Origin of the sequence: Massilia consociata, assembly GCF_042432755.1 — a bacterium.
GTDB lineage: Bacteria > Pseudomonadota > Gammaproteobacteria > Burkholderiales > Burkholderiaceae_D > Telluria > Telluria consociata.
In genome coordinates, this window is record NZ_JBHLWP010000008.1 from 1 (window position 1) to 25193 (window position 25193).

20 protein-coding genes and 1 pseudogene are annotated in these 25193 nt (G+C 59.9%); 14 read left to right on the forward strand and 7 right to left on the reverse strand.

Translation table 11 applies throughout. The features are described from left to right. Positions 1–217: 217 nt before the first annotated feature. From ACFFJK_RS06610 to ACFFJK_RS22975, 4 genes are all read left to right on the forward strand, one after another. The gene (locus ACFFJK_RS06610) at positions 218–703 is read left to right on the forward strand and encodes a hypothetical protein (RefSeq protein ID WP_379678382.1); all 486 of its coding nucleotides are present in this window, start codon (positions 218–220) and stop codon (positions 701–703) included. Then, positions 700–2103 (forward strand): ATP-binding protein, encoded by a 1404-nt coding sequence (locus tag ACFFJK_RS06615; RefSeq protein WP_379678383.1) that lies wholly within the window; start codon positions 700–702, stop codon positions 2101–2103. Before ACFFJK_RS06610 ends, ACFFJK_RS06615 begins: the two co-directional genes overlap by 4 nt. Before the next feature lie 8 nt (positions 2104–2111). Beyond that, the gene (locus tag ACFFJK_RS06620) at positions 2112–3974 is read left to right on the forward strand and encodes a TnsD family Tn7-like transposition protein (RefSeq protein WP_379678384.1); all 1863 of its coding nucleotides are present in this window, start codon (positions 2112–2114) and stop codon (positions 3972–3974) included. Between the two features lie 96 nt (positions 3975–4070). Then, positions 4071–5786, forward strand: a complete 1716-nt coding sequence (locus ACFFJK_RS22975; protein ID WP_512700277.1) for a TniQ family protein — start codon at positions 4071–4073, stop codon at positions 5784–5786. Positions 5787–6167: 381 nt separating this feature from the next. On the opposite strand, the gene glmS is transcribed toward ACFFJK_RS22975, so the two are convergent. Further along, positions 6168–7997 (reverse strand): glutamine--fructose-6-phosphate transaminase (isomerizing), encoded by a 1830-nt coding sequence (glmS, locus tag ACFFJK_RS06635; RefSeq protein WP_379678385.1) that lies wholly within the window; start codon positions 7995–7997, stop codon positions 6168–6170. A gap of 159 nt (positions 7998–8156) precedes the next feature. Here glmS and ACFFJK_RS06640 point away from each other — a divergent pair, with 159 nt between their 5' ends. Beyond that, a complete protein-coding gene (locus ACFFJK_RS06640; protein WP_379678386.1) occupies positions 8157–8627 on the forward strand; it encodes an Lrp/AsnC family transcriptional regulator in 471 nt (156 codons plus the stop codon). A 147-nt stretch (positions 8628–8774) separates the two neighbouring features. Here ACFFJK_RS06640 and glmU read toward each other — a convergent pair whose 3' ends face one another. Further along, positions 8775–10151 carry a bifunctional UDP-N-acetylglucosamine diphosphorylase/glucosamine-1-phosphate N-acetyltransferase GlmU gene (glmU, locus tag ACFFJK_RS06645; protein WP_379678387.1) on the reverse strand — a complete coding sequence of 459 codons (1377 nt, stop codon included), beginning with the start codon at positions 10149–10151 and terminating at the stop codon, positions 8775–8777. Between glmU and ACFFJK_RS06650 the strand changes: the two genes are divergently transcribed. The 5 genes from ACFFJK_RS06650 to ACFFJK_RS06670 all read left to right on the forward strand — a co-directional run bounded on the left by ACFFJK_RS06650 (position 10111) and on the right by ACFFJK_RS06670 (position 13313). Next, positions 10111–11070, forward strand: a complete 960-nt coding sequence (locus tag ACFFJK_RS06650; protein WP_379678388.1) for a DUF6279 family lipoprotein — start codon at positions 10111–10113, stop codon at positions 11068–11070. The genes glmU and ACFFJK_RS06650 overlap by 41 nt on opposite strands. Positions 11071–11102: 32 nt before the next feature. Then, positions 11103–11744 carry a 16S rRNA (guanine(966)-N(2))-methyltransferase RsmD gene (rsmD, locus tag ACFFJK_RS06655; protein ID WP_379678389.1) on the forward strand — a complete coding sequence of 214 codons (642 nt, stop codon included), beginning with the start codon at positions 11103–11105 and terminating at the stop codon, positions 11742–11744. Positions 11745–11854: 110 nt separating this feature from the next. Further along, positions 11855–12355: a pantetheine-phosphate adenylyltransferase gene (gene coaD / locus ACFFJK_RS06660; protein WP_379678390.1), complete on the forward strand. Its 501-nt coding sequence runs from the start codon at positions 11855–11857 to the stop codon at positions 12353–12355. A gap of 26 nt (positions 12356–12381) precedes the next feature. Next, a complete protein-coding gene (locus tag ACFFJK_RS06665) occupies positions 12382–12642 on the forward strand; it encodes a YfhL family 4Fe-4S dicluster ferredoxin (protein ID WP_379678391.1) in 261 nt (86 codons plus the stop codon). A gap of 119 nt (positions 12643–12761) precedes the next feature. Beyond that, complete coding sequence (locus tag ACFFJK_RS06670) at positions 12762–13313, forward strand: DUF1003 domain-containing protein (RefSeq protein ID WP_379678392.1); 552 nt, start codon at positions 12762–12764, stop codon at positions 13311–13313. Between the two features lie 481 nt (positions 13314–13794). Here ACFFJK_RS06670 and ACFFJK_RS06675 read toward each other — a convergent pair whose 3' ends face one another. Further along, positions 13795–13992 (reverse strand): hypothetical protein, encoded by a 198-nt coding sequence (locus tag ACFFJK_RS06675; RefSeq protein WP_379678393.1) that lies wholly within the window; start codon positions 13990–13992, stop codon positions 13795–13797. A gap of 143 nt (positions 13993–14135) precedes the next feature. Between ACFFJK_RS06675 and ACFFJK_RS06680 the strand changes: the two genes are divergently transcribed. After that, the gene (locus ACFFJK_RS06680; RefSeq protein WP_379678394.1) at positions 14136–15092 is read left to right on the forward strand and encodes a LysR family transcriptional regulator; all 957 of its coding nucleotides are present in this window, start codon (positions 14136–14138) and stop codon (positions 15090–15092) included. 58 nt (positions 15093–15150) lie between these two features. Here the strand turns inward: ACFFJK_RS06680 and ACFFJK_RS06685 are convergent, their stop codons facing one another. Beyond that, positions 15151–15606, reverse strand: coding sequence for an Lrp/AsnC ligand binding domain-containing protein (locus tag ACFFJK_RS06685; RefSeq protein ID WP_211518786.1), 456 nt, complete (start codon positions 15604–15606; stop codon positions 15151–15153). Between the two features lie 225 nt (positions 15607–15831). Between ACFFJK_RS06685 and putA the strand changes: the two genes are divergently transcribed. Together putA and ald are read left to right on the forward strand one after the other, a co-directional pair. Next, on the forward strand, positions 15832–19488 hold the full coding sequence (putA, locus tag ACFFJK_RS06690) for a trifunctional transcriptional regulator/proline dehydrogenase/L-glutamate gamma-semialdehyde dehydrogenase (RefSeq protein ID WP_379678395.1): 3657 nt from the start codon (positions 15832–15834) through the stop codon (positions 19486–19488). Between the two features lie 123 nt (positions 19489–19611). Beyond that, the gene (gene ald / locus ACFFJK_RS06695) at positions 19612–20727 is read left to right on the forward strand and encodes an alanine dehydrogenase (protein WP_379678396.1); all 1116 of its coding nucleotides are present in this window, start codon (positions 19612–19614) and stop codon (positions 20725–20727) included. Between the two features lie 6 nt (positions 20728–20733). Here the strand turns inward: ald and ACFFJK_RS06700 are convergent, their stop codons facing one another. From ACFFJK_RS06700 to ACFFJK_RS06710, 3 genes are all read right to left on the reverse strand, one after another. Next, complete coding sequence (locus ACFFJK_RS06700; RefSeq protein WP_446686049.1) at positions 20734–21570, reverse strand: 5'-methylthioadenosine/adenosylhomocysteine nucleosidase; 837 nt, start codon at positions 21568–21570, stop codon at positions 20734–20736. Further along, positions 21542–21976, reverse strand: coding sequence for an aminoglycoside 6'-N-acetyltransferase (aac(6'), locus tag ACFFJK_RS06705; protein ID WP_379678464.1), 435 nt, complete (start codon positions 21974–21976; stop codon positions 21542–21544). Before aac(6') ends, ACFFJK_RS06700 begins: the two co-directional genes overlap by 29 nt. Positions 21977–22100: 124 nt before the next feature. Continuing rightward, a complete protein-coding gene (locus tag ACFFJK_RS06710; RefSeq protein ID WP_379678397.1) occupies positions 22101–22565 on the reverse strand; it encodes a hypothetical protein in 465 nt (154 codons plus the stop codon). A gap of 856 nt (positions 22566–23421) precedes the next feature. Between ACFFJK_RS06710 and ACFFJK_RS06715 the strand changes: the two are divergent. After that, positions 23422–25047 (forward strand): annotated as a pseudogene (locus ACFFJK_RS06715) (GMC family oxidoreductase). Positions 25048–25193 lie beyond the last annotated feature (146 nt).

Below are 25193 nucleotides of genomic sequence, written 5' to 3' on the forward strand. Positions count from 1 at the left end.
TGCCAACTGCTCCTGGTGCGATTGAATGCCGGGACTGCTGAACCCAGCAATCAAGTCGCCCAGCATAGCCTTTGCACGGAACAAAGGCCAACTACGGCGAGGAACATGATCGCACGAAACTAAACAGCTAGCGTCAGATCTAGCAAGCGTAGCGAATGGCGTCCTGCGATACAAGAAGCGAGCCTATTTACCTGCCAACGAAGCAGCTATCGAAATCATGTCTAACTCGACCAGGCGGGCTCGACAAGTCAGCATTCGGCTTGACAGGACTGATCCAGCCGAAGTTTTTATTGTTACGAAGCGCGGAACATGGGCATCTTTTCAAGTCACGCGAGGTGGTGAGAGCGAGATGGCCGGGCTAACCCTTGATGAAGAGGATGCTCTTTCGTCCCAAAACGCATTGCTGTGGGCGCGTTCAGAACACGAAAGTCGCGTAGGGCGCGTAGCTGCTAAAAGTCAAAAAGCAGGAAAAAAAGCGGGGACTTCTCGTACTCCTGCAGAAAAGGTTGAGAAAGCGAAACAAAACTCATTAAGGAAGATGGAAACGGCACGCATGAAGCGGAATTTAGTTGGCGGCGCTGGGGAGCGAGAAGAACGCTCGGAGGACGATAAGGCCGTGGTCGAACACGACTGGACGAAATACGAAGAGGAAGAACGGCTTCGTAACTTGGAATTGATTCGTAAACACAGGAGCAGACAATGAAGGGCAGTACCACTGTTACGGCGACATACAACGTGACCGGCGTCCGCCGCTTCAGTGATAACCCGTTCATTGAAGCGCTACCGCCAATTGAGCAGACAAAGGCTGAATTTCTAACCGCTCTTTCGCACTACCCTCCGCAGCCGACTGTAGCGACCCGGAAGGCGGGAGAGATTGTACGAATAATGGAGATGTCTACTCTAAATGACATTGTCTTTCCCTTTCCGGAATATCAAAAAGCCGCCATCTCACTTGCCACAATAATGCGGGAGACCTATGTATCGCGAAATCCGTTGTCGATAATTGACCAGCAACGGCGACACGCGCTTGCAAGCCAAAATGCAAACGGATTGCCCTTTCCACAGGACTGGAAATCTTCAGGTAAAGGCCATTTTATGATGGCCGTCAGCGGAATGGGCAAGACCACGTTTGCACTGTCTTTCCTACTTCGATACCCTCAAGTCATCAGTCACGAGAAATATAACGGACAGCCTTTGAGGTGCAAGCAGATCGTGTACATAGTAGTTCGTGTCCCACATGATGCGACATTGAAGAGCTTATGCATACAGTTTTTTGAAGAAGTAGATCGTCTACTCGGCACAAACTATGTTCGCGAAGCGCGTGCATTACGTCAAATCGCTCCCATGGTTCAGTTGATGAACCAAGTGGCTACCGCAGTTTCCTTAGGCTTTTTAATTGTCGACGAAGTACAGAATTTGAAAAGCGCGCGCGGAGAAAATGCGTCAATTGTGCTAAACCTTTTTAGCGAGATTATCGAGCGGCTCGGCATAAGTCTGTTAGCTCTAGCTACACCAGCCGTACAATCAGTCATCGAAGGAAGCGTTCGCAACGGTAGAAAAATGGCATCCTATGGCGAAACGATCCTGAAACCCATGAAGAAGAATGATCCGCAATGGAAGGATTTTTGCGATACCTATTGGGACTATACGTACGTAAAGAAAAAGGGGCGGCTCGACAAATCGGTTATGGAGGCTTGGTGGAAAGCATCGGCAGGAAACACAGCTTTTGCAGCCCTAGCATTCATGCTAGCACAACGTAATGAGATCGGTGGACGAGAAGTTATTGATGCCAGTGCGTTCGCACGTGCGGCTGCCACTGATATGGCGTTTCTGCAACCGGCAGTGTCAGCGCTTCGAAGCGGGAATCCAGACAAACTACGCGCTTTCGATGATTTGTTATTTAGCGAGAAATATCGAGCACTTCGTAAGATGCTGGGAGCAAAAGACCCTGAACCAGAAACCAGCAACGGCGATGAATTCGACGCGATCGACGACACTTCAGCAGAGGCACTCAAAAAAGCTTCCCGTAAAGTAAAAAAGACACGACAGATATCTGAAGCAAGCACTTTCGATCTACCTACAGAAGACCCACTCGCCCTATAGAGCTTCAAATGAGTATTGCCTCATCATCAAGCTTAAGCATATGCTTTATGCCACAGCTCTTGCCGGACGAGCTGCTCTATTCATATATTGGCAGAGTTTCCAATTTGAATATTCTCGGAAGCGCCAGACGATGTTTGCAGCAGCTTTTCGGGTCATGCAATGTCATTCCAAGTCCAGACCTTCCAACCCGGCTGCAAGAACTACAGCAGCGACTAGGGTCGAGCTCACCTCTTGCATCTGCAATTGAGATGATCGAATTTGGCACGCTCTATCCCTATCATCGCCCTTTCCTTACTCCCGAACGGGGCGAAACGGCCACTAATCTTCTACTTCATGGCAATGGCAAAGGCCTGAAAGCCTTGATCGGACGTCTTGCTAACCGCTTTGGCGCAAACCCGAATTTGAGATTTTGTGCCGAATGTGTGCAGCAGGATTTAAAAAACCATGGAACGCCTTATTGGCATAGGTCTCATCAGCTACCAGGCGTTACAGTCTGCCCGGAACACGAGACCATTTTGATCAGCCAAGAGTTATCGGGCGTTATCGATCACAAGCAGCGTTTCATATTACCGTCTTACCACAACCTTAGTCGGTCATATCAAAAAGAGCCCCCTCCGCAGCAGGTCAGTTTCTCAATATTGTCCCAAGCGCTACTAGAAGCGCGATTGCCAGCACATGATCCGCTGATGCGTAAAAAAGCATACGAATCAGCCATAAATTCGTTAGGGCTATGCAAGCGGGGACGTATCCACTATCCCAGCCTTTCCATGGCTCTGCGTCGGCACTACAGCGAGTTTGACGGTTTTTTTCACAAGTCCAGGATTCTCTCGACGGAGAGAACTCCTCTAGCATGGCTGCGCCCTACACTAGAGAGAAGTAATCGCTCTTGCCACCCGATTTGCCACCTTATTCTCATAGGCTACTTGTTCGGATCGCTTTCCAATTTTTTAAAGTCAGTCGAAGCCAATTCAAAACTTGGTCACGAACCCGAGGAAAACGAACAGATTTTTTCCCAGGAGTTCAGCAGTGAAGAGCAAGCCTTTTATCGCGACAACAGTCTCTCATGCCGCCAAGTGGCTCGCATATTAGGTGTGTCTGTTACGAGTGTCGTTAGTCGCCGCCGATCGTTAGGGGTAAAGATATCTGCCCGCCAAAAGTATCTTGATGACGATTGGCTAACCAGGATTGCTAACCTGTTGCAAGACGGGTTACCGATCACCGAAGTCGCTTCGATTTGCGACGTCTCGCTCAGTACCGTGTATCGGATAATGGCCGAAAGACCGGAAGTTGCCACCGCGTGTCTCTCAGCACGGTTAAAGAAGGAAAAAGAGGAGAGACGGCGACAATGGGAATTAGCGGCCGAAGCATCCCATGATGTTGGAGTAAAAGCAGCGCGTACCGCTGCGCCTGCAGCTTACGCTTGGCTTCGCCGCAATGATCGGGAATGGCTGGAGTTGAGCTGTCAAGGTTTCCGAACTGAACGACGAAGCTACTTTCGAGTAGACTGGGGTGCTCGGGACTTGGAGCTCTCCGAACGATTGAAGCAGTTCGCATCTACGCTTAGATTGCAGCCGTCTAGACCAAGACTTAGCAGGACTCTACTTGTCCGGCAAATTGGCGAAGCACTCTTTCGGGCGAATGAACAACGCCTTCCTACTGTAAAGTCTTGTCTCGACGTTCTGGAAGAGCCACCCTTTTCATACGAATTACACAGGCTTGATATAGCGATTGATCGCTTGCGAGAGGCTGGGGAGAAGCTGATGATTTGGCGCGTGCAAAGGGTAGCGGGAATAAAGAACTGGACAGCTACACACACTATCTACACGAAATGGAAAATAAAGAAAATAGATAGGCTTGTTTACATCAATTAATATATTATACGCGGGGTACCCCTTGATCTTTAGGACCTTGATCAGTCCTAAAAGGCTCACGGGAATTTTTATATAAGAAGTTTGTTCGATGCGTTAATGCAAGGCTTTTCAGATCCTTTTCCTCTATCCTTCATTCCGAAAGCATTCCCTGACGAGATTTTTGGAAGCTGGCTGGGCCGGCTCGCTGCCACTAACGGAATCAACACTAAACCTGTATTTTTAAGATGGCTAGGAGTACCGAAACGTCTTGGGAGGATCGTACTCGCCGACATAATCCCTCCATCAGAGAGCACGCTTCATATTCTTTCCACATTAGATCTGACATATCTGGAATGCTTGTCTCGCTTCTCTACGCGCCCATATTGGGAATGTATGCACGCTTGGGAGGGAAATTGTGAGAAAGGTGGTACAAATGCTGCTGATCCGCCTGCGCTATTAAATTTCGGAAGAGGATCACGCAAATCAAGCAAGGACCTCAATCAGGCATTTTTAAGGGCGTGCCCAGCATGCCTGTACGACGATTGGAAGGTGCTTGGATCTTGCTACTTCCACCGTTCGCATCAGCTGAGGGGATCCCGCGTCTGCCACAAGCATGGTCTCGATCTGATAAGTAACTGCCCAGCGTGTACAACGCCGCTAGGTGATGTGCGAAATCTTCTGTTGATTTACCCAAATTGCCGTTGCGGGGCTGACTTGACTGATGCCCGTCACTTTGGCGTTAACGAGAAGAAGAAGGATATATGGTGGCGGTTGGCGATCTTTGAACATATGTGCTTACATTCTGAGAGGGGAGCGCTTGCAGGCCCCAGGCTGCTCGGGTATCTACGCCAACAGTTGCGCGTTAGCTATCCCGGTTCCGGTCGGCACGGGGGGCAACGAGCACTTGAACATGCGTTCGGAGAGGGTGGGGCAAACTGGATTCGGCGAACATCACGAAGGCAAATCGGCGCGACAAGTCGAACAAGTAACCTATCCTTAACAAATGCTACGGTAGCTGTTTATGCCGCACTGTTCACTGCCTGCGGAATCTCGTTCGAGATGGCACTTGGTGAGGTTTCGGCTTTTAATCCAGGTGCGGTCGAAGAAATAAAGCCAATTTGGCAAAGAAACCCGCGCCCCGCGACCGTAGAAGGGGCGCGGCAACGCTTTCTCGAATTCTTCGCGGATAAAAAAGCCATTGGATGGAAAGCTATTCGATCCGCTCGGCCTTTCGTCTTCTGGCGACTTGCTCTTGAGGACTTTCCTTGGTTACAGAGACAGCTACCTGAAAGATCGAAAGGATTGGTGGAGCTAATTCCATCGATCGAGTCCGATAGAATACTGCTCACTTGTGATGTTGACTTGGCTCTCAAGTTTAGGTTGACCAGAAAGCTGCATGAGGCGGCGATTCGTGCCTTATATCGGGACACGGCATGGCTCGAGTCTACGATTATGTCGTCGCGCGACAAACGTAACGCCGAGTCACGAACGAATCTCGTCCGCCGACTTGATCTCGCACGTACTGAGCACTGTGAGCGGACGGAACGCCCGAAAAGGTTTAGGCGCCGGGACGCCGCCCGAGGCTTGAATACTTCGGTAAAAACGCTGCTAAGTCAGGCGGCAAAATACCGGATTCCCGATAGCCTTATAGAAGAGGATCTCTGGGTGTTCAGGCACAGGGCGTTAGAGTGGGCTGTTAAGAAAAGACTAGCGGAAGGTCTCAGCTTGGCGCCGAGCATGGTAAGGGAATTGGCTGGCATTTCTGCGTTGGTAAGCACCAAACAAGTTGCAGAACTCATCGAGGAAATCAGAAGAAAACTTCTAGACAAATGAATAAAGCGAGACGTTCCACCCCAGCCATACGCGGCGCGCACTTGGGCTGGGGCGGTCCAGGTTGTTGCTGAGCAGCGGTTTGCCCTCTTTCCACTATCAGAAGCCTAGAGAACCGGCGAACGTCTAGTTAGTTCTGTTCAGCAAGTGACGGCATAACTTGGTTTCGCGCCGAGGGTTGAGGCTGACCGTTGTGGACGTTAGGGACGTCGTACATAGTCAAACTCAAACGAAGGCGGCATGGATGAGCCCTTGCCGCCTATCGAAGTTTCAATTGGCCAAAATTCCCGCATTACAGGAAAAATTGTCCAACTGCGCGTCTGCCCCGTACAAATTGTCCGTAATATTTGTCATTCAAAGAGCCAGCACGGAAGACGGTACGGCTTATTCCACCGTCACCGACTTGGCCAGGTTACGTGGCTTGTCCACATCGGTACCGCGCGCCAGCGCGGTGTGGTAGGCCAGCAGCTGCAGCGCGGCCACGTGCAGGATCGGCGACAGTTCTCCATAGTGTTCCGGCAGGCGGATCACATGCAGGCCGTCACCGGAAGTGATGCGCGAGTCGACGTCGGCGAACACGTACAGCTGGCCGCCGCGCGCGCGCACTTCCTGCATGTTCGACTTCAGTTTTTCCAGCAGCGCGTCGTTCGGGGCGATCGTCACCACCGGCATCTCTTCGGTCACCAGCGCCAGCGGGCCGTGCTTCAGTTCGCCTGCCGGGTAGGCTTCGGCGTGGATGTACGAAATCTCCTTGAGTTTCAGGGCGCCTTCCAGGGCGATCGGGTAGTGCATGCCGCGGCCCAGGAACAGGGCGTTTTCCTTGCGCGCGAACTCTTCGGCCCAGGCCATGATCTGCGGTTCCAGCGCCAGCACCGAGCTCAATGCGACCGGCAGGTGGCGCATCATTTTCAGGTGTTCGGCTTCCTGCTCGTCGCTCAAGCGGCCGTTGACCTGGGCCAGGGTCAGGGTCAGCAGGAACAGGGCGGCCAGCTGCGTGGTAAACGCCTTGGTCGAGGCCACGCCCACTTCGACGCCGGCGCGGGTGATGTAGGCCAGCTTGCACTCGCGCACCATGGCGCTGGTGGCGACGTTGCAGATGGTGAGCGTGTGCGGCATGCCCAGGCTGCGCGCGTGCTTCAGCGCGGCCAGGGTGTCGGCCGTTTCGCCGCTCTGCGAAATCGTCACGACCAGGGTCTGCGGGTGCGGCACGCTGTCGCGGTAGCGGTATTCGCTGGCGATCTCGACGTTGACCGGCAGCTTGGCGATGCATTCGATCCAGTACTTGGCGGTGAGGCCGGCGTAGTAGCTGGTGCCGCAGGCCAGGATCAGGACGCGGTCGATTTCCTTGAACACGCGGTGGGCGCCATCGCCGAACAGTTCCGGCATGATGCCGGTCACGCCCTCGAGGGTGTCGCCGATGACGCGCGGCTGTTCAAAAATTTCCTTCTGCATGTAATGGCGGTACGGACCGAGTTCCGCCGCGCCGGTATGGGCGTGCACGGTTTTGACTTCGCGCTCGACCGAACGGCCTTCGCTGTCGACGATCCAGTAGCGAGCCAGCTGCAGGTCGACCACGTCGCCTTCTTCCAGGTAGATGATCTGGTCGGTGGTGCCGGCCAGCGCCATTGCGTCCGACGCCACGAAATTCTCGCTTTCGCCCACGCCGACGATCAACGGCGAACCCTGGCGCGCGGCGACCACGCGGTGCGGTTCCTCGCGCGAGAACACGGCGATGGCGTAGGCGCCGTGCAGGCGCTTGACGGCCTGCTGGACGGTCTCGAACAGGTCGCCGGTGTACATGTGGTCGACCAGGTGGGCGATGACCTCGGTGTCGGTCTGGCTCGTGAACTGGTAGCCGAGCTCGCTCAATTCACGGCGCAGCTCGTCGTGGTTTTCGATGATGCCGTTGTGGACAAGTGCGATGCGCGCGTTCTCTTCGCTCGGCGAGAAGTGCGGGTGCGCGTTGTGCGAGGCCGGCGCGCCGTGGGTGGCCCAGCGGGTGTGGGCGATGCCGGTGAAACCGTCCAGGCGCGCTTCACGGACCTGCGATTCGAGGTCGGCCACGCGCGAGGTGCTGCGCGAACGGGTCAGCTTGCCGTCCAGGTGCACGGCCACGCCGCACGAATCATAGCCCCGGTATTCCAGGCGTTTCAGGCCTTCGATCAGAACTGGAGTGATGTTGCGCTTGGCGACTGCACCGACGATACCGCACATGATTGACCTCGTTAATGATTGTTAATGAATCTCATCGTAGAGCAACTTGCTTGAAATATGCTTTCAGTGCGCGGCTATTTTTGAAATATTATTTCACGGCATACTATACATGAAATATAATTTCAAATTAATTGGATTTTTGTAGATTTATTTCACACCATGCCAGAACAAGCACCGTTGGACGATCTCGATCGTCGCATCCTCAATGCATTGCAGACTGATGCATCGCATACGAATGCCGAATTGGCTGAACTCGTCCATGTATCACCGCCGACCTGTTTGCGCCGCGTAAAACAGCTGACCGACAGCGGCGTCATCGCGCGCCAGGTCGCCATCGTCGACCCGGGCAAGGTCGGTGCAGGCTTGACTGCCATCGTCGAGATCACGCTCGACGTCCAGGCGGCCGAGCGCATGACGGAATTCGAACGCCTGGCCGCCACGGAAACCAGCGTCATGCAGTGCTACCGTGTCACGCCGGGCCCGGACTTCGTGCTCGTCGTGCAGGTTGCCGACATGCCCGCCTACCACGCGCTTGCCCACCGGCTGTTCACCGCGCACGCCAATGTGCGCAACGTGAAAGCGTATTTTTCGACCCACCGCAGCAAATTCGACACGCGCATCGCCGTCTGACAGGAGGCAAGCCAAGGCAAGGGTGTGGACAACTTTGTGGAATACCCCAGGGAAATCCACAGGATAAGCCTGTGATTACCCTGTGCTATTCCTGTGGTTTTCCTGTTACTAGCCTGTTGACAGGCGGTGGATGACTCTTCCGGACGCTTACTTCTTCACCTTCACCGGACGGTTCCAGCCTTCGACCGTCATCTGCTTCGGACGCGAAATCGTCAGCTTGCCCGCCGGCGCATCCTTCGTCAGCGTCGTGCCGGCGCCCAGCGTGGCGCCTTTACCGACGGTGACCGGGGCCACCAGTTGGCTGTCGCTGCCGATGAAGGCGTCGTCCTCGATCACGGTACGGAATTTGTTCGCGCCGTCGTAATTGCAGGTGATGGTGCCGGCGCCGATGTTCACGCGCGAACCGACGGTGGCGTCGCCCACATAGGCCAGGTGATTGGCCTTGCTGTGCGCCGCCACCTGGCTGTTCTTGATCTCGACGAAGTTACCCACATGGACGTCTTCGCCCAGCTCGGTGCCCGGGCGCAGGCGCGCATACGGACCGATCTGCGATTGGGCGCCGACGATCGCGTCTTCGATATGGCAGAAGGGCTTGATCTGGGCCCCGGTGCCGACCTTGGCGTTGACCAGCACGCAGTGCGGTCCGATCGTCACGCCATCGAGCAGCTCGACCCGTCCCTCGAACACGCAGCCGACGTCGATCACGACGTCGCGCCCGCATACCAGTTCGCCGCGCACGTCGATGCGCGCCGGGTCCATCAGGGTCACGCCCTTTTCCAGCAGGGCGTTGGCAATGTTCAATTGGTGACGGCGCTCGAGCTCGGCCAGCTGCACCTTGCTGTTCACGCCCGCCACTTCCCATTCGGCGGACGGCTGGGCCGACACCACCGGCACGCCGTCATTGACGGCCTGGGCCACGATATCGGTCAGGTAATACTCGCCTTGCGCATTGTTGTTCGACAGCGCCGCCAGCCAGGTTTTCAGGCGCACGGTCGGGATGACCATGATGCCGCTGTTGATTTCGCGGATCGCGCGCTCGGCCTCGTTCGCATCCTTTTCTTCGACGATGCGCACGATGTTGCCGTTCTCGCGCACGATGCGGCCCAAACCGAAGGGATTGGCCTGCTCGACGGTCAGGATCGCCAGCTTGTCGTTGCCGGCGGCTTCCACCAGGCGGCCGAGCGAAGCCGCCGTGGTCAGCGGCACGTCGCCGTACAGCACCAGGGTCGGTACGCTTTCATCGAGCTGCGGCACGGCCTGCATCACCGCGTGGCCGGTACCCAGCTGCGGCTGCTGCAGCGCAGTGTCGATCACCGTGCCGGTCTCGGCGGCCAGCCTGCTTACCATCTCCGGCACCGCTGCGCCCCCGTGCCCATAAATCACGCATAATTTACTCGGCGATAAGCCGCGGGCGGTATCGATGACATGCCGCAACAGCGGTTTCCCCGCCAGTGGATGCAAGACTTTCGGCAGCGCAGACTGCATGCGCTTTCCCATGCCGGCGGCGAGGATCACAACGTTCATAAGCCGTTCTCGAAAAGTTGATAATATGAAAAAGTTTAACACGCCAGACAACTTGCTCCGGCGCACGATTGCGCTCTGCATGGTCGCGCTGCTGGCGCTGGCCGCAGGTTGCAGCTCGGTGCGTTTTACGTATAACCAGGGCGATACCTTGCTGTACTGGTGGCTGGATTCCTATGCCGACCTGGAAGGGCAACAGGCCGACATCACCAAGCGCGACATCAATAGCCTGTTCCGCTGGCACCGCCAGACGCAGTTGCGCGACTACGCCAGCCTGCTCGGCGGTTTGCAGCGCCAGCTGGCCGGCAACCCCACCCAGGCCGACCTGATCAACACCTACCGCGAGATCCGCACCCGCGGGGAACGCCTGGCCACGCGCGCCGTGCCGGAGCTGACCACCTTGGCACTGTCGATCAAACCCGAACAGATCGCCAATATCGAGCGCAAGTTCAATGCAAAAAACGCGGAATACCGTAAGAAATTTATTCAAGGTAGCACCGAAAAACGCCAGCGCGCCCGTTTCAAGAAGTCGATGGAACAGTTCGAACTGTGGTTCGGCAACTTCAACAGCGAACAGGAAGCCACGCTGCGCCGCGTTTCCGATGCCCGCCCGCTCGACAACGAGATCTGGCTGGAAGAGCGCATCTGGCGCCAGCGCCGCGTGCTTGCCCTGCTGCGCACGTTCCAGCAAGAAAAGCCAAACCGCGAGCAGGCAGCCGCCCAGATCGGCGCGCTGCAGCGCGAGTTCTTCGCCCGCATGGAGTCGCCCGAGCGCAAGGCTTTTTACGATACCAGCCTCAACCAGACAACCAATTACATCCTGACCGCGATCCGCATCGCCACCCCAGCCCAGAAAAAGCATGCACAGCAGCGCATGCAGGGCTGGATCGATGATTTCCAGACGCTGGCCGCGGGCAGATAAGGGCAGGGCGTGCCCGTGCTATAGTCCGGCCCATGCAAAAGAAGTCAGCCAAACCCCAGCCCCACGGCGCACCGCGCCTGGCGCCGCGCCAGGTCCGCATCATCGGCGGCGCCTGGAAACGTACCCTGCTCCCGGTCCTCGACGCCAACGGCTTGCGCCCGACGCCAGACCGTGTCCGCGAGACCGTCTTCAACTGGATCAACCACCAACTCGGCGGTGACTGGGACCGTGCCTGCTTCCTCGACCTGTTTGCCGGCTCCGGCGCGCTCGGCTTCGAAGCGGCCAGCCGCGGCGCGGCAAAGGTCATCATGGTGGACAACTACGCGCCAGCGGCGCACCAACTCGACGCCAATCGCGAAAAACTCAAGGCGAACCAGGTCACGGTGCTGCGCGCCGACGCGCTGGCGCTGGTGCGCGACCTGGCCGCGCGCGGCCAGCGGTTCGACGTGATCTTCCTCGATCCGCCTTACCAGCTCGACCTGCTCGAGCAGATCCTGCCCCTGTGCCCGGCCATCCTGAACGAAGGCGGCATGGTGTATGCGGAAGCCGGCGCGCCGCTGGTACTCGAAGGCGATGCCGTGCCCGACTGGCTGGCCGGCTGGGAGGCCGTGCGCGCGGACAAGGCCGGCATGGTTTATTACTACCTGCTCAGGTTGCACGAAAACAATACTTAAACGGCCAAACCTGCACAAACATTGGGCAAAGACGGCCCCGGGCTGGGGCGGCTGCCGGATTTTCAGGCATAATGCGCGTTCTTACAGGGTGATTCTCCAAGGGAGCCGCAATGGTTGTAGCCGTTTATCCAGGTACTTTCGATCCGCTCACGCGTGGCCATGAGGACCTGGTCCGCCGTGCCTCGGGCCTGTTCGACCGCCTGGTAGTGGGTGTGGCCGACAGCAAGAACAAGAAACCGTTCTTCTCGCTCGACGAGCGGCTGGAAATCGCGAATGAAGTGCTGGGCCATTACCCGAACGTGCAGGTCGAAAGTTTTTCCGGCCTGCTCAAGGATTTCGTGCGCGAGCACGATGCACGCGTGATCGTGCGCGGCCTGCGCGCCGTGTCCGACTTCGAATACGAGTTCCAGATGGCGGGCATGAACCGCTATTTGCTCCCGGATGTCGAAACCCTGTTCCTGACCCCGTCCGACCAGTACCAGTTCATCTCGGGCACCATCGTGCGCGAGATCGCCATGCTGGGCGGCGACGTATCGAAATTTGTCTTCCCGTCGGTGGACCGCTGGCTGCAAAGGAAAATCGCAGCAATCAAAGCGGCGCCGGCTGCCTGACAGCTGCAAGCTGGGAGAAGTCCACCATGGCCCTGATGATTACCGACGATTGCATCAACTGCGACGTCTGCGAACCCGAGTGTCCGAACGACGCCATCTCGATGGGCGCCGAGTTTTACCAGATCGACCCGCATAAATGCACCGAATGCGTCGGCCATTTCGATGAGCCGACCTGTGCGGTGCTGTGCCCGGTGGCCTGCATCCCCTTGAACCCGGCTTGGCGCGAAACGCGCGAAGAACTGCAGGCCAAGTTCGAGCGCCTCACCGCAGAGAAGGCAAACGCCTGATTCCCGAGCCGGCTTCCGCCGGCTTTTTTATTTCTCCCGATTTTTTCCTTGCCGGCAGCACTACGCCGTGCGCGCGCACGCGCATTTGATTGGATTTGCGCCGTGCTATCCTGATTTGCATGGACACGCGCGACGATCATCAGAATGCGGTTCCTTCCGTCCTGCGGGAGCATCTCGGCACCCTGTCCGAGTTCTATGCGCGCCATGAACAAGAGGTGACGCCGGCGCAGCGGATCGTCGAGAAGATCAGCCTGTTTCTCGGCAGCCCTTGGTACGTGGCCGGCAATCTCGTGTTCGTGGTCGCCTGGATCGCCTGGAACCTGGCGGCGCCGGAGCTCGGCTACGAGCAGATCGACGAACCGCCCTTTTTCTGGTTGCAGGGCCTGATCGGCCTGAACGCCTTTGTCATCTCCACCACCGTCCTGATTCGCCAGAATCGGATGTCCAAGCTCGCCAATCACCACGCGCACCTCGATCTGCAGGTGAACCTGATGGCCGAAGAAAAGAACAGCAAGATCATCCAGATGCTGGAAGAACTGCGGCGCGCCCTGCCGAACGTTCCCAACAAGGTGAACCAGGCGGCCCAAGAGCTGGGCAAGCCAACCGACACGGGAGCCGTCCTCGACATCATTGAAGACGAAGCGGAAAACCTCAACTGCAAGAAAGAATGAATGCCGGCACGGTCGCCTGCCCGCGCGCTTGCGCGGCCATGGCAGTGCTTTACCGCCTTCATTACCGAAAATTACGCATGTCGATATCGACAATGTGAATTGTGTGTAACACCTTTCATAACTCCTCTATCTTCAACAAATATCCATACAATAGCCGACTAATTGCACGATTCGCAGCGTATTTTTCATGGCCCGCAACCAATGGGGGAACAGGCGATATTGCCCTTCATCGTTCGTATATCCATCCGCGATTTGTAGCCAACTTCTCACAATCTGCTTTTGCTAAATGCAATGCTGTTTATCTATATTTTGACTCTTTGTAAGATTTGTTAAATCGACCGGACGAGAAAACTCCGGTGACGACAAGTCACCCAATGGACGGCGAGGGATGGTCGTTATTTGTCCGGCCGAATCGACGGGCGAAAAAAAACGCGGCGTCCGGATCGGAGGCCGCGTTAAACGGAGGAGGAAGCAGCAGGGATCAGCGAGGCGCGCCCAGCTCGGTCTTGGCAGGGCGCGGACGCACGCTCAAGAGCGCGGCGCGGCCCAGGCCGACAAGAAGGGGACGGAACAACATGGCGACCCCACCCAGCAGGGCAAGGCCGGTCGCGGTCTGGACGACCTGGCCGACAGGGACGGCGGCGACCGCGGTTTGGATCAGGGTAAGCGTGGTAGACATGGTGCGTGTATTGTTCAGTTGTGCACAATATAGTGCGATGCAACATATAAATCTAATTTTGTTCACTGATGACGCTTATGCATTCTGTGAATAGTTAAGGTACACTCTTGGCATATTTATCGCCCGCTTTTCCAAGAGTTCCCATGAGCTTTCTCACGCTTGACCTGAACCTGCTGCGTGTCTTCGACGCAGTCATGACCGAGCAAAACCTCACCCGCGCCGCCGGCCACCTGGCGATGACCCAACCGGCGGTGTCGAACGCCATCAAGCGCCTGCGCGAAAGCCTCGGCGACGAATTGCTGATCCGCACCGCCTACGGCGTCAAGCCGACCCCGCGCGCGGAAGCCTTGTGGCCGGCCGTGCGCCAGGCGCTGGCCGCGCTGGAAGCGGCCGTGATGCCGGAAACCTTCGACGTCTCGAAGGCGCAGGCAACCTTCCGGATGGCGATGGCGGATGCCACGGCCGCGCTGTGGCTGCCTTCCCTGATGCGCTCGATCGAGAGCGAAGCACCCGGCGTGAACATCCGCATGGTGCCCTTGACCACGCGCGAGCCGCGCCCGATGCTGCTGCGCGGCGACATCGACCTGGCGGTCGGTTTCTTCCCGGGCGTGGCGGCCCAGTTATCGTATGAAACGGGCTCGCCGATTCGTCACGAGCGCCTGTATTCGGGCGTGTATGTGTGCGTGATGCGCAAGGACCATCCGCTGGCCAAGGAAAAACTCGACCTCGACACCTATTGCAAGGCGAACCATCTGCTGGTGAGCTTCTCCGGCCGTGCGCACGGCCTGGTGGACGAAGCGCTGGCCCAGATCGGCCGCGAGCGCCGTATCTTATTGACGGTGAACCAGTTCTTCACAGCAGGGCGGGTGGTCGCGAACTCGGACCTGATCACGGTGCTGCCGAAGCACCTGATGGTCTCGACCGGCATGACCGATGCGCTGGTCTGGCGCGAGCTGCCGTTCCAGCTGCCGGCGGTGCACCTCGACATGCTCTGGCACGAGCGCGACGGCCGTAGCCCGGCGCACCGCTGGCTGCGCAAGAACCTGGAAAGCATGGCGGAAAGCGCGTCGCCGAAGACGGGCGCCCGCAAAGTCGTCTGATTGGGTCCCTGGGGCGGCCTTTGGCGACCGCTCCACCCTTCACCGTAGGGTGGTCGGCTCAGCGGATCGGCAGCTTGGTCGTGTTCTTGACCTCTTCCATCACCGCATAGGTATGCGTCTCGCGCACGCCTTTCTGCAGCAGCGTCTTGCCGAGGAATTCGCGGTAGGCCGCCATGTCCTTGACGCGCGCCTTCACCAGGTAGTCGAAGCCGCCGGCCACCATGTGGCATTCCAGCACTTCCGGGATCATCTGCACGCTCTGTTTGAATGCATCGAAGACCTCGGGAGTGGTACGATCGAGTACCACTTCGATGAAGACCAGCAGCGAGACGTCCAGCAATTGCGGATTGAGCTGGGCCGTATAGCCCTGGATGTACCCGGACTCGTGCAGCTTGCGCACGCGCTCCAGGCAGGCGGCCGGAGACAGGTTCACGCGGGCAGCCAGCTCGACGTTGCTGATGCGTCCGTCGTTCTGTAGTTCCGCCAGAATTTTCTTGCTGATCTTGTCGAGCATGGTCCGCCTCTTGCCATGTAAATATTATTCGGTCAGATTGTCGCACCAAAAACTATCTTTTGCTAGTCTGTCGTAAAAACAGAATTAATCCAGAAGATTTCCTTCTACAATCGAATCATTCCATCGTGTTCCGGAGCCTGCCGGCCGCCTGTCAAGCGGTGCGGCCTTTTGTGCTGTTTAGACCATCCGGCGCACGATTTCCGATTCCTTTTTTGAAGAGACACCATGCAGACTGCCGCCGCCCTGGCTACCCCCACGGCCTCCCATTTCGTTCCGTTCGATGCGCTTCACGCCGAGGTCAAACGCGACCAGACTGCGCTGCGCGCGGCCATCACGAGCGCCTACCGGCGCGACGAAACCGAAGCGGTCCAGTGGCTGCTGGCGCAGGGCGCCAGCGCCAACGGCGACGCCCCCATGCTGGCGCACCGCCTGGTCTCGAGCGTGCGCGAAAAGCGCACCCGCGCCTCGGGCGTGGACGCACTGATGCACGAGTTCTCGCTGTCGTCGGAAGAAGGCGTGGCGCTGATGTGCCTGGCCGAAGCGCTGCTGCGCATCCCGGACAGCGAAACCGCCGACCGCCTCATCGCCGACAAGATCAGCAAGGGCGACTGGCGCAAGCACCTGGGCGAATCGCCTTCGCTGTTCGTCAACGCCGCCACCTGGGGCCTGCTCATCACCGGCAAACTGGTCTCGACCAACAGCGAAAGGAACCTGGGCTCGGCGCTCACGCGCATCATCGCCAAGGGCGGCGAACCGCTGATCCGCAAGGGCGTCGACATGGCCATGCGCATGCTGGGCAACCAGTTCGTCACCGGCCAGACCATCGAGGAAGCGCTCAAGAACAGCCGCGACAACGAAACCCGCGGCTATCGCTATTCGTACGACATGCTGGGCGAAGCCGCACTCACCGAAAGCGACGCGAAAAACTACTACGCCTCGTACGAAACCGCGATCCATGCGATCGGCAAGGCCTCCAACGGCCGCGGCATCAAGGACGGCCCGGGCATCTCGATCAAGCTGTCGGCCCTGCATCCGCGCTACAGCCGCGCGCAGTACGCGCGCGTGATGCACGAGCTGCTGCCGCGCGTGCGCAGCCTGGTCCTGCTGGCCAAGCGCTACAACATCGGCATCAACATCGACGCCGAGGAAGCCGACCGCCTCGAGATCTCGCTCGACATGCTGGAGTCGCTGGCTTTCGACCCGGAGCTCACCGGCTTCGAAGGCATCGGCCTGGTGGTGCAGGCGTACCAGAAACGCTGCCCGTTCGTGATCGATTACCTGGTCGACCTGGCCAAGCGCAGCGGTCGCAAGTTCATGGTGCGGCTGGTCAAAGGCGCCTACTGGGATGCCGAGATCAAGCGCGCCCAGGTGGACGGCATGCCGGGCTACCCGGTCTACACGCGCAAGGTTTATACCGATGTCTCGTACCTGACTTGCGCGCGCAAGCTGCTCGCGGCCAGCGACATCCTGTATCCGCAGTTCGCCACCCACAACGCCCATTCGCTGGCGGTGATCTACACCTGGGCCAGGGCCGATGGCGTCAGCAACTACGAATTCCAGTGCCTGCACGGCATGGGCGAGACCCTGTACGACCAGGTCGTCGGTGCCGACAAGCTGGGCAAGGCCTGCCGCATCTACGCACCGGTCGGCTCACACGAAACCCTGCTGGCGTATCTCGTGCGCCGCCTGCTGGAAAACGGCGCCAACTCCTCGTTCGTGAACCAGATCGTGGACGAAAGCGTGGCCATCGACAGCCTGCTGGCCGATCCGTTCGAGCAGGCGCGCGCCGCGGCTGGCCGCCCGCACCCGGCGATCGCGCTGCCGCTGCAGATGTTCGGCGCCGAGCGCAAGAATTCCAGCGGCATGGACCTCGTCAACGAAGACGTGCTGCGCCAGCTCGCCGACGGCCTGTCGCAGCAGCGCCGGCACGTGGCCGGCCCGCTGATCGCCGGCCCGGCGCAGGCCAACGAGGTCGCCGACATCGTCAACCCGGCGGTAGCAGGCGACATCGTCGGCCAGGTCCACGAAGCCTCGCGCACCGACGTCGAAACCGCCCTCGCGGCGGCGGCCGGCTTTGCCGGCGCATGGGAAGCGACTCCTGCCGAGACACGCGCGGCCATCCTCGAGCGCACCGCCGACCTGTTCGAGCAGAACGGCGTCGAACTGATGGCGCTGGCGGTGCGCGAAGCCGGCAAGTCGCTGCCGAACGCGATCGCCGAACTGCGCGAAGCGGTCGACTTCCTGCGCTACTACGCGGTGCAGGCCCGCGATGCCAAAGCCGAGGGCGCGCTGGGACCGGTGACCTGCATCAGCCCGTGGAACTTCCCGCTGGCGATCTTCACCGGCCAGGTGGCCGCCGCCCTGGTGGCTGGCAACGTGGTGCTGGCCAAGCCGGCCGAACAGACTCCCCTGATCGCGCACCGCGCCGTCGAGCTGTTCATCGAGGCCGGCACCCCGCGCGCCGCGCTGCAGCTGCTGCCGGGCCGCGGCGAAGTGGTCGGCGCCGCATTGACCTCCGACTCGCGCGTAAAAGGGGTGATCTTCACCGGCTCGACCGAAGTGGCGCAGCTGATCAACCGCACCCTGGCTGCCCGTGCAGAACAGGAAGGCATCGACATTCCGCTGGTGGCGGAAACGGGCGGCCAGAACGCGCTGATCGTCGACTCCTCGGCGCTGCCGGAACAGGTGGTGCAGGACGTGCTGTCGTCGGCCTTCGACTCCGCCGGCCAGCGCTGCTCGGCCCTGCGCGTGCTGTTCCTGCAGGAAGACATCGCCGACAAGACGATCAAGATGCTCAAGGGCGCGATGCAGGAACTGCGCGTCGGCCCGCCCGACCGCCTGGCTACCGACATCGGCCCGGTGATCGATCTTGAAGCACAGCGCAACCTGCTGGCCCACATCGAGCGCATGCGCGCCACCGCGCGCAGCCACTTCGCGCTCGACCTGCCCGATAGCGTGACGGGCCAGGGCACCTTCGTGCCGCCGACCGTGCTGGAGATCGGCTCGATGGCGGAGCTCAAGCAGGAAGTGTTCGGCCCGGTGCTGCACATCGTGCGCTACCGCCGTGCGGACCTGCCGAAGGTGATCGACACCATCAACGCCACCGGCTACGGCCTGACGCTGGGCGTGCATTCGCGCATCGACGAGACCATCGACTTCATCGTGGCGCGCGCACATGTGGGCAACATCTATGTGAACCGCAACATCGTCGGCGCCGTGGTCGGCGTGCAGCCTTTCGGGGGCGAGGGCAAATCCGGCACCGGCCCGAAGGCCGGCGGTCCGCTCTACCTCAAGCGCCTGCAGCGCCACGCGGCGCCGCTGATGGAGCACAGCCGCAGGTTCGACGCCGGCCTCGATGCGCTGCTCGGCTGGCTGCGCAGCAGCAAGCATCAGGAAGTCGCCACGCTGGCGCAGGGCTATGGCCGCACCGCCCTGACCGGCGTCGAGATTGCCCTGCCAGGTCCGACCGGCGAGCGCAACACACTGGCCTTTACAGCCCGCGGCACCGCGCTGTGCGCGCCGAAGAGCGCCGCCGGCCTGCTCAACCAGCTGGCCGCGGTGCTGGCCACGGGCAACCGCGCGCTGGTACTGGCGGAACCCGGCCTGATTCCGGCCAACCTGCCGGCATTGGTGCAGGAACGCGTGCGCTTCATCGGCATGGACGAGATCGACGCGAACGAGTTCCATATCGCGCTGCTCGAAGCCGGCCTGGCGGGATCGCTGCGCACGAAATTGGCGGCGCGTCCAGGCGCCATCGTCGGCATCGTCGATACGCAAGCAGCGGAACCGGTCGCCGTGTGGCGCCTGGTGGCCGAGCGTGCCGTCTGCGTCAACACGACGGCGGCTGGCGGCAACGCAAGCCTGATGACGCTGGGGGTGTAATCATCACAGGGGGCGCAAGCCCCCTTTTTTGTAGGTCGTCGGTGGTAGGATCGTTTTCAGCAGTACTGCAGTAGCAGCAGCCATACCAGGAGCAGGAGACATTCTTATAACTTGGAGGTAGACATGCTAGTTGGCGTACCAAAGGAGATCAAGAACCACGAATACCGGGTCGGGATGACGCCGCCCTCGGTGCGCGAGTTGACGTCGCGCGGGATCGACGTGATCGTGCAGCAGGGCGCCGGCGAGCAGATCGGGCTGTCGGACGAGCAGTACACCGCGGCCGGCGCCGCCATCGTCGGCACGGCGCAGGAAGTCTTCGCGCGCGCCGACATCGTCGTCAAGGTCAAGGAGCCGCAGCCGCTCGAATGCGCGATGCTGCGCGAAGGGCAGGTGCTCTACACCTACCTGCACCTGGCGCCGGATCCCGAACAGGCCGCGGCGCTGGTGAAATCCGGCGCGGTCTGCATCGCCTACGAAACCATCACCGGCCCGGGCGGCGGCCTGCCGCTGCTGGCGCCGATGAGCGAAGTCGCCGGCCGCATGGCAATCCAGGCCGGCGCGGCCCACCTGGAAAAATCGAAAGGCGGCATGGGCCTGCTGCTGGGCGGCGTGCCGGGCGTGGCGGCAGGACACGTGGTCATCATCGGCGCCGGCGTGGTCGGCACCAATGCGCTGCAGATGGCGGTCGGCCTGGGGGCGCGCGTGACGGTGCTCGACAAGAATGTCGACCGCCTGCGCCAGCTCGACCTGGTCTACGGCAACCGCATCTCCACCTTGTATTCCACGGCCCATGCGATCGAGGAAGCGGTGCTATCGAGCGACCTCGTCATCGGCGGCGTGCTGGTGCCGGGGGCCGCTGCCCCGAAACTGGTCACCCGCGACATGATCGCGCGCATGAAGAAGGGTGCGGTGATCGTGGACGTGGCGATCGACCAGGGCGGCTGCTTCGAAACTTCGCACCCCACCACCCATGCCGACCCGACGTTTGTCGTCGATGGCGTGGTCCACTACTGTGTGGCGAACATGCCGGGTGCGGTGGCGCGCACCTCCACCTTTGCGCTGAACAACGCCACGATCGGCCATGCGGTGGCGCTGGCCACCAAGGGCTGGCGCCGCGCGATGGCGGACGACGGCCACCTGCGCAACGGCTTGAACGTCTGCCAGGGCAAGGTCACCTACGAAGCCGTCGCCCGGGATCTCGGCTACGACTACGTGCCGGCAGAGTCCCTGCTGGCCTGACCCGGCCTAACCCGGGCCGACCTGCACCAGGGGCGCCGTGTTCAGGTCCCGGCACAGCCGCCGGGTGACGTAAAAGGCATACTGCGCGGCGACCGACTTCACGAATCGCATGAAGTCGATCGCCGCGTTTTCATTGGCGTTGTCGGAAATCGTGCGGATGACCGCACAGGGAATGCCTAGTTCATGGCATACCTGCGCCACCGCGGCGCCTTCCATTTCGACCGCCACCAGGCCGGGCAGGGCCGCGTTGAGCCCTTCCAGGCGTGCCGGGTCGTTCATGAACTGGTCGCCACTCGCCACCAGGCCGCGGTGCACGCGCGGCTGCAGCAGCCGAAATGCGCGCCGTTCCGTCTCGTTGACCGCATCCAGGAAATCCAGCTCGAGGAAGTCATGGGCCGCGCGCGACAGGCGCAGCGAGAAGGAAGGATCCGGCTGGAAGTGCGTCCGGCCCGTCAGCGGCACCTCGAAACGCGGAAACAAGGGGCTGGCATCCATGTCGTGCTGGACCAGTGCTTCCGCCACCACGATATCGCCCACCCCCACCGTTTTATCGCCCGCGCCGGCCACGCCCGTGAACAGGATGTGGGTAACTCCGAACTTTTCCACAAGCGTCGTGGCCGTCATGGCGGCGGCAACCTTGCCAATTCGCGATAAAACGCACACAGCGTCGATTTCCCACAGCTGTCCGGCAGTGTACTCGCGCATGCCATGGATGAGCTTGTAGCGCCTCTCCATGGCTTCTACGAGCCCTAGTTGTTCTTCTTGCAAGGCACTGATAATTCCCAGTCGCATGTTTTCCTTGTTGTTGAATGCATTAAAGCGGCTTGCGGAAGTAGACCACACGCTCCGTTTCCTCGAAACCGAGCGCCCGGTGCATGGCATGGCTGGCCGTGTTCTCGAGTAGCGCGTCCGACGCCATCTCGGCACACCCCTGTTCACGCGCCCATTGTTCGGCAGTGGCGACCAGCAGGGCGGCGATTCCCCGGCGGCGCCATTGCGGGACGACATACAGGCCTTCCAGGAAGCCGACCGGCGACGACGCGGTGCCGTTGACGTAATCGGTGCGCAGCGCCACTTCGACCAGTCCCTGGGGCGCTCCAGCGTCCGTGCAGGCGACGAACTGTGCATAACGGCCGGGTTGTTCACACAGGGCCTGCATTTCACGCAGGTGTTCGCCGCGATCGGCAGGCCACAAGGCCATGCGCAGTTGCAGCCACCCGACTTGTTCAACGCTTGTACAGCGGTGCATCACGGTCATGGATCACTCCGTTCAAGCTTGTTCCCTCCCATTTTGCTTGTCTTAGTGTCTGGAAGCCAGCAAAAGGCATGTCGCAGGCTTTTCCACGCGCTGGCGCAATCACGTCTTTAGTTAACTAAGGTGTATATAAAAACTGGTAGTAGATAGTAAACGCGGGCACTTCTGTTGATAACTCGCGTTTACTCCACAGTATCAAGGACTTGGCTACCGGTTTACCTGCTGTACAAGGCGTGTGTGCGGACTGAACGTTAACTGGACAAATTTTTGGATGCACTGGAAAGGCATCGTTCTGCACATCCGGTCCTGTGGATATGCATCGGCTTTTCCACAGCCAGACCATCCAACCGGCGACAATGCCTTGGGCAGCCAGGACCTTTGTCTTCCAGGCAAAGCCGGCGCGCACCTTGGCAACCGTGTTTGCAGCCTGCGTGCCTGCCCGATTTCGCATGCCGTCCAGGTTGGCTGGGTTGAATTCAGGTTGGCAGACGCGCTGGAAGCGGATACGCCAGTCGGGTTGGCAGCACACCCGCATGCAAAAACGGGGCGGACGCGTTGTCTGTTTTGTCGTTGTAGTAAACAAGTTTGTATACAAACTGGTAGTAATAGTAAACGCGCAGGGTTCTGTGGATAAGACCAATTTTTTCCACAACGTCAGTGGTTTACGGTCGCGTTAACGTGCTGGACAAAGCTTGTTTCTGGACTGTAGGAAAGTTGGACAGAAAAAGGGCGGGTTGGGTTAACGCGCCGTTTTGCACATTCGATCCTGTGGATATCCCAGCGGTTTTCCACAAGAACGGGCCGATGCCTGCTATCCGGGTGGTCACGCCAGGCAAGCAAGCTGGACAGCCCGCCTGCGAAGCCGGCACGTGCGGGAGCGTCGGGCGCGTTCGTCCACCAGGAGCCTGCGGACAGGAGACAAGGCATTGGTCGACGCGTGAGCAAGGCAGGGCGAGACAGGGTTGGATGCAGTGCCTGTCGGCTTGAAGCCACGGACAAAAAAAAATTTTTGCGCGTGTCCCGAGGTTTACAACCAAAGTTTGTATACAAGGGTAGTAGTAGTGGTTAACAGCCGCCCGGTTCTGTGGACAAAGACGTTTACGCCCGCAAAATCAGCAGCTTATTGTCCGGATAAGTCGGTGCAGCACCTACCCTGAACGTTCGCTGGAAAAGGGGACAAGAATTCGCATGGTGGCAAACCAGTGAGGTTTTGCACAAATCGCACCTGTGGATATCCAGAACGTTATCCACAGTTGGGCTCTGGACTTCCGTTTACGATCTGGTAAGCTTGCCTCAACGAATGATGAACGGAGGGATTGGTGGATCTCGACGCGCTGTTTCCCATGCCTGTGCCACGTGAGCCGAACTGCGGCGGCTTGCGGCCATGCGTTTTCGATAGCACGTGTCAGGTCTGCAGCGTCATCCGGGGACGGTAGCCAGTGGAATCGGCCGGCGAGTACGACTACATCATCGTCGGGGCCGGCACTTCCGGCTGCGTGCTGGCCAACCGGCTGACCTGCAAGCGCGATGTCAACGTCCTGCTCATCGAGGCTGGCGGCAAGGACGATTACCTGTGGATCCACATCCCGGTCGGCTACCTGCACTGCATCGGCAATCCGCGTACCGACTGGCTGTTCCGTACCGAAGCCGAGCCGGGCCTGCACGGCAGGGCGTTGATCTACCCGCGTGGAAAAGTCCTGGGCGGCAGCTCGTCGATCAACGGCATGATCTACATGCGTGGACAGCCGCTCGACTACGAGCGCTGGGCCGAGGTGTCGGGCGACGATTCCTGGCGCTGGGAAGCGGTGCTGCCGCTGTTCAGGCGCAGCGAAGACCACTACCTGGGCGCCAGCGAACTGCATGGTGCCGGCGGCGAATGGCGGGTGGAACGGCAACGCCTGTCGTGGAAGATCCTGGACGCGTTCCGCGAGGCTGCGGCCGAAAGCGGTATTCCGAAGATCGACGACCTGAACGCCGGCCGTGGCGAAGGGTCGGCTTACTTCGAGGTCAACCAGCGGCGCGGCATCCGGCTCAACACGGCGAAAGCCTTCCTGAAACCGGCGTCGTAGCGGCCGAATTTGACCATCATGACGGGCTGCCACGTCGAGCGCCTGCTGTTTGCCGACACGCCGCAAGGTAGAGTCTGCACCGGCGTGCACTTCACCGGCGGCGGGCGCGTCTTCACGGCGACGGCGCACCGCGAAACCCTGCTGGCGGCAGGAGCGGTGGGATCGCCGCAGATCCTGCAACTGTCCGGCATCGGTGCCGCGGGCGCGCTCCAGCGCCACGGCATTGCCCCGGTGGTGGAGCTGCCGGGGGTGGGCGAGAACCTGCAGGACCACCTGCAGCTGCGCATGATCTTCAAGGTGCAGGGCGCCGACACCCTGAACACCCGCGCCGGCAGCCGGTTCGGCAAGCTCCGCATCGGGCTCGAATATGCCTTGTTCCAGAGCGGGCCGATGTCGATGGCGCCGTCCCAGCTCGGCGCGTTTGCCCGCTCGTCGCCCGAGCGGCCGGCGCCGGACCTACAATACCACGTGCAGCCGCTGTCGCTGGACAAGTTCGGTGATCCGCTGCATCGTTTCCCGGCGTTCACGGCGAGCGTGTGCAACCTGCAGCCGACCTCGCGCGGCCATGTGCGCATCGCTTCCGGCGACAGCCATGCGGCGCCGAAGATCACGCCGAACTACCTGAGCACCGAAGCCGACCGCCGGACGGCGGCCGCCGCCTTGCGGTTGACCCGCCGTATCGTGGCCGCGCCGGCGCTGGCGAAGTATCGCCCCGAGGAAGTCATGCCGGGGCCGCAGTACCGCACCGAGGAAGAGCTGGCCCATGCGGCCGGGCTGGTGGGCACGACGATTTTCCACCCGGTCGGCACCTGCCGCATGGGGCGGACGGACGACCCGATGGCGGTGGTCGACAGCCGGCTGCGCGTGCGCGGCATTGGCCGCTTGCGTGTCGTCGACGCCTCGATCATGCCTTTTATTACTTCCGGCAACACGAATTCGCCGACGATCATGATCGCCGAGAAGGCGGCCCAGGACATTCTTGCCCAGTCCGGGTGAGGGTTGGTGCGAGGCGCTGGCCGCGCCAAGGATATCGTGGCCAGCCCGATGTTCCTTGGCTATGTTCTATTGTTGCGACGTGGTATTGTGGGGGCAATCAGTGCGCCTGGCGACACCCTCGACGGCACTGCCTTGACCACGGAGCG